Origin of the sequence: Paenibacillus alkalitolerans (assembly GCF_016482785.1) — a bacterium.
GTDB lineage: Bacteria > Bacillota > Bacilli > Paenibacillales > YIM-B00363 > Paenibacillus_AE > Paenibacillus_AE alkalitolerans.
This window is the reverse complement of record NZ_JAEMXM010000049.1, coordinates 1-4,136: the sequence shown is the minus strand read 5'-3', so window position 1 is coordinate 4,136 and position 4,136 is coordinate 1. Positions and strand designations below refer to the sequence as shown.

The following is a 4,136-nucleotide window of genomic DNA, read 5'->3' as shown; positions in this document are numbered from 1 at the left end:
CCTTGGTTATGACAAGATCTGTTTCGCTGATTTCTGATAACGTTCTTGCATTCACGAACCCCCACCGACTTAAGGCCGAAGGCCGGCTGCGCTTGCGCAGTTAGTCGGTGCGGGGTTGTCCGCTGAATCCACTTCATCGAAAATGCCTCTTGCGGACCGAGGGGCGATAGCCCCGATGCGTGAATGTGGTGTTATCCGATGTCCCCGACTTCACTGAACTACTATCAATATCAATTTCTTTAGACTCACTTTTTAAATTTTCCAAATAAGGTTTTAATTATTATTTCCGCACATTCTTCTGATGTGTTTAAACTAGTATTAACTGAGCAACTATAGCTAATGTTCTTGGCCATTATCTTACTTTGCCATTCCGACTGATCTTCTGCTCTATCACCACGTTCTATATTACGTTTTCGACATATATCTAATGGACAGTACACCTCAACTATTTCAAATGGATACTCATTAAAAAGATCCTTTACCTTTTCATAATGCGGTTTCAGTTCAGGTCTTTCAACAAATATCCCGTCAATTAAAACATTCTTGCCGTTATCAGAAAAAACCTTTGCTGTCTGATACATCATAATAATTACTTCACTTAGATATCTCCAATAATCTTCTTTCAGAAATCTTTCACCGATCATTTGTTCAAAAAGATCATTGGCAACCACATAAAAAAATGGGTCTGAATAAGATTGCATAGCCTCTACTATTGAAGTTTTACCTGAACTAGTTACTCCGTTTTAAAAAATAATCTTTCCTTTATTCATGTGTTCGAGAAGCGGGAGCTGCGGACAACCCCTTATGGGGTTCGTGAATCGAGAGACGTTATCCGAAACCCCCGGTTTTCAAGAGTAATCGAAGAAGCCTAATGACAATGAATGAGGTGATCCTTCTGCGGACCGAGGGCGTCAGCCCGAAGCGTGAATGCGGTGTTATGGGATGGACATGCCATCATCGAGTTACTCACACTATTAGTGCAGGGCAGCAACAGTTTCTTTAAACTCAACTATATTCTTACGTAACTCTTTATAACTGCTCAGTAACCTTACATTTGCAACTAGGATCGCACCGATTAAATAAAAAGCATCTACTGAGGTAAAAGAAACAGCGAGTTTAAATATCATATAAGCAACGGTAATTAAAAATACTAAAAGCCACAACCTGAACTCCCTTACACTTTTGATAAGCTTTTGTTCAATAGTCTTGTCTTGTAATAATAGAACACGAATAGACACGTAAATCACAGTATGAATAATTATCACGATAGAAAATGAAGAAGTTTTATTGGCTTCAATTATTGATATTAGTTGTTCTTCATTTACGAAGTTTGCTACGGCAAATAAAGTTAAAAACGTATTTCCAATAATATATAGAATGAAAACAACAACTTCCATGACGGTCCTTGGAAAAAGTCAACAAAAACAGTTGAATATACAAACTTTCTGTTTGACCAATTAACGATTAATGGGAGAGATAAAGGGAGCAAAAGAAGAAGTGAAATTGCCCATAAGTATTTAAACTCTCCACTAGTATTGATAATTCGGTATAGTATATCTCCAACTATTAAAGGGATTAAAAAAGTTAACAAATATACAAGTAATCCAATACATGCCAATGAGGCAAATCTAGCCAGATGAATTGATTTGGATTCTATCCATGTTCTTTCAAGATCATCTATTTCTTCTAAAAGGGTAATAAATATATTAATAATACTTCTCCCTCTCTTTGCAGGTCTTTCCCATAACGTTTCTTGCATTCACGAACCCCGTAGGGGTTGTCCGCGGCTCCAGCTTCCCCGAAAATGCTTCCGCGGACCGAGGGCCGTTAGGCCCGAAGCGTGAATGCAGTGTTATATGAAGTCAATGCCCTCATCGAATCATCTATCAATTAATCTTTCTTTCGGTGTTTGCCAATCAACAGGCTGCGGGATTTCATAATATTCAATAGCAGGCTGATCTATCTGTTCTAATTTCCCGTTCCCTTTACGAACCCAATGTAATCCACTTGAATCTGTGAACCCTATTTCAATTCCAAATCGCACCCCCATTGCATCACCAGGGTGTGGGGTAAATATTGACCACTTTCCGGGTGGAACGACCAAAATAAACCCCCTATTGTTATCAATTGAACTTCCAAACTCACGTGCGTCTCTTGGAGCAGCTCCTTTAAGCGCTACCGGAGTAACAATACACTCATACGCACAAACGTTTGAATTGTTGATGATAATGATTTCATAACTTTCATCATCTTCACTATGTTTCCAACATGTAATTTGTGAAGCCTGTTCTTTTATCGAATCATTATATTTCTGTTTTTCATCAGCAATTCTTCGTTCTTTTTCTCTGAATATTTGTGTTAAAGCAACTATCAACGTCCCCGCTGTTATGATTCCACCAAACCATGTTGCAAGATCACCATAATCTAAGACCTCAAACCAGTTCAATAAATTCGATACATACATAATATTTCTCGCCTCTTTATCTCTTGCAATTTTACATACTAAGATCAATCAGATTACTTCTGTGGTTTAATATTTGCATTGATTTCAGATAACGTCTCTTGCATTCACGAACCCCGTAAGGGGTTGTCCGCTGATTACTCTTCGTCGAAAATGCTCCTCCCGGACCGAGGGCAGCGTAGCTGCCCAATGCGTGAATGCGGTGTTAGAAGAAGTAGTTGCCTTCCTGACTTAGCTTCCAAAAAAGATTTTTGTTAAGAAAGGACCCAGCCAAATGCCCAATATAAAGAGTATTAATCCTGCTACAATGTTTATAATAAATCCGACAATCCTCTCCCTATTTTTACCACTATCTACTGTAAAGCTTATTTGTCGCATTATTGCTTCTGCTTTATTCTGTTCAATTAATGCAAGTTCAGAATACCTTTGGTAATCATCTTTTAATATAGACAACTTCTCAGTTCTTTCCCTAAGTGTCATCTCAAGTTCGTGGAGAAGCTCAGATGTCTTATTTAGTGAACTAAAAGCTTCTTCAATCTTCTCTTCAATCTCTCTTTTCGATCCTGATATCTCTCGCGATAACTGGATATAAATATCCCTTGGCATTTCTATCCCGGGTAAAAAATAGACGACCTTAGCTGTTAAGTGCAGGATTTTACTAATCTTTGCCGCTAATTTAGGATTCATTAAATCACCTTGTAGTTTTTTGTTTTATTGCAACTATTTCTTCTAACGTCTCTTGCATTCACGAACCCTCACCGACTTAAGGCCCGTAGGGCCGGGCGCGATGCGCTTAGTCGGTGCAGGGTTGTCCGCTGAATCCACTTCCTCGAAAATGCCTCTGGCGGACCGAGGGGCGACAGCCCCGATGCGTGAATGCGGTGTTATGCGATGACCCGCTGTTTAACTTTCAAAATGTGTTATGTTCTTCCTTGTAGTGGCTAATATCTCCATGGAGTAAAATTGAAGGGATTTCATTATTAATCTCAACCTTGCATAAACAAGCTGGGTGAATGTAAGGGGGGTTCCATAAATCTTTAATAATTCTCTTTTCGAAGTACGCCATAAGTAATTTTACAACAACAGTATGCGTAACTATTAAAATGCTTTTGCCAGTACTGGATTTCACGATATCTAATAACTTATTCAAAGCGCGATTTCGTACATCAATAAACGTTTCACTATTTTCAACATGAAATTCCCTTGGGTTATTCCAAAAGTTATTAAATTGTACCTCAAATGTTGCCTTTACTGTCTCCTGTGTCTGGCCTTCCCAGACTCCTAGATTTATCTCTTTAAAATCATCACATTTAGTAATACTAACTTCCCTATCTCTTCTTATTATTTCCGCAGTTTTCAAAGCTCTTAAACTTGTGCTTGAAAAAATAAGATCAATTTGATTTTCACTAAGTGCATCTCCTAACCATTGTGCTTGACTAATACCAAATTCTGTTAGAGGGGAGTCCATATGACCCTGAAACCTATGTTGAACGTTCCATTCTGTTTGTCCATGTCTTACTAGGTAAATAATTGTGTTATCAGACATTCGAATCCTCCGGAATATGTATAAAATTATAATCTTCAGGGTTTTCGCATAACGTCTCTTGCATTCACGAACCCTCACCGACTTAAGGGCTGAATCCACTTCCTCGAGATACCTCTGCGGACCGAGGGC

The 4,136-nt window shown here is 38.7% G+C and carries 5 protein-coding genes and 1 pseudogene; all 6 read right to left on the bottom strand.

Features of this window, described 5'->3' with window-relative positions; all coding sequences use genetic code 11:
- Positions 1-245: 245 nt before the first annotated feature.
- Positions 246-770, bottom strand: a pseudogene (locus JET16_RS29630) (phosphotransferase-like protein).
- Between the two features lie 204 nt (positions 771-974).
- The gene (locus tag JET16_RS29625) at positions 975-1,397 is read right to left on the bottom strand and encodes a hypothetical protein (RefSeq protein WP_199624833.1); all 423 of its coding nucleotides are present in this window, start codon (positions 1,395-1,397) and stop codon (positions 975-977) included.
- Positions 1,349-1,759 carry a hypothetical protein gene (locus JET16_RS29620; protein WP_199624831.1) on the bottom strand — a complete coding sequence of 137 codons (411 nt, stop codon included), beginning with the start codon at positions 1,757-1,759 and terminating at the stop codon, positions 1,349-1,351. The genes JET16_RS29625 and JET16_RS29620 overlap by 49 nt, the downstream gene beginning before the upstream one ends.
- Before the next feature lie 120 nt (positions 1,760-1,879).
- Positions 1,880-2,464: a hypothetical protein gene (locus JET16_RS29615; protein ID WP_199624829.1), complete on the bottom strand. Its 585-nt coding sequence runs from the start codon at positions 2,462-2,464 to the stop codon at positions 1,880-1,882.
- Between the two features lie 228 nt (positions 2,465-2,692).
- Entirely contained in the window at positions 2,693-3,148 is a 456-nt protein-coding gene (locus JET16_RS29610) for a hypothetical protein (RefSeq protein WP_199624827.1), read from the bottom strand.
- Between the two features lie 223 nt (positions 3,149-3,371).
- A complete protein-coding gene (locus JET16_RS29605; protein ID WP_199624825.1) occupies positions 3,372-4,007 on the bottom strand; it encodes a histidine phosphatase family protein in 636 nt (211 codons plus the stop codon).
- Positions 4,008-4,136: the final 129 nt, after the last annotated feature.

What these genes read in the sequence shown, in the direction of transcription:
- JET16_RS29610 (WP_199624827.1), bottom strand. Translation starts at nt 3,148, where the DNA reads ATGAATCCTAAATTAGCGGCAAAGATTAGTAAAATCCTGCACTTAACA.
- JET16_RS29605 (WP_199624825.1), bottom strand. Translation starts at nt 4,007, where the DNA reads ATGTCTGATAACACAATTATTTACCTAGTAAGACATGGACAAACAGAA.
- JET16_RS29620 (WP_199624831.1), bottom strand. Translation starts at nt 1,759, where the DNA reads ATGCAAGAAACGTTATGGGAAAGACCTGCAAAGAGAGGGAGAAGTATT.
- JET16_RS29625 (WP_199624833.1), bottom strand. Translation starts at nt 1,397, where the DNA reads ATGGAAGTTGTTGTTTTCATTCTATATATTATTGGAAATACGTTTTTA.
- JET16_RS29615 (WP_199624829.1), bottom strand. Translation starts at nt 2,464, where the DNA reads ATGTATGTATCGAATTTATTGAACTGGTTTGAGGTCTTAGATTATGGT.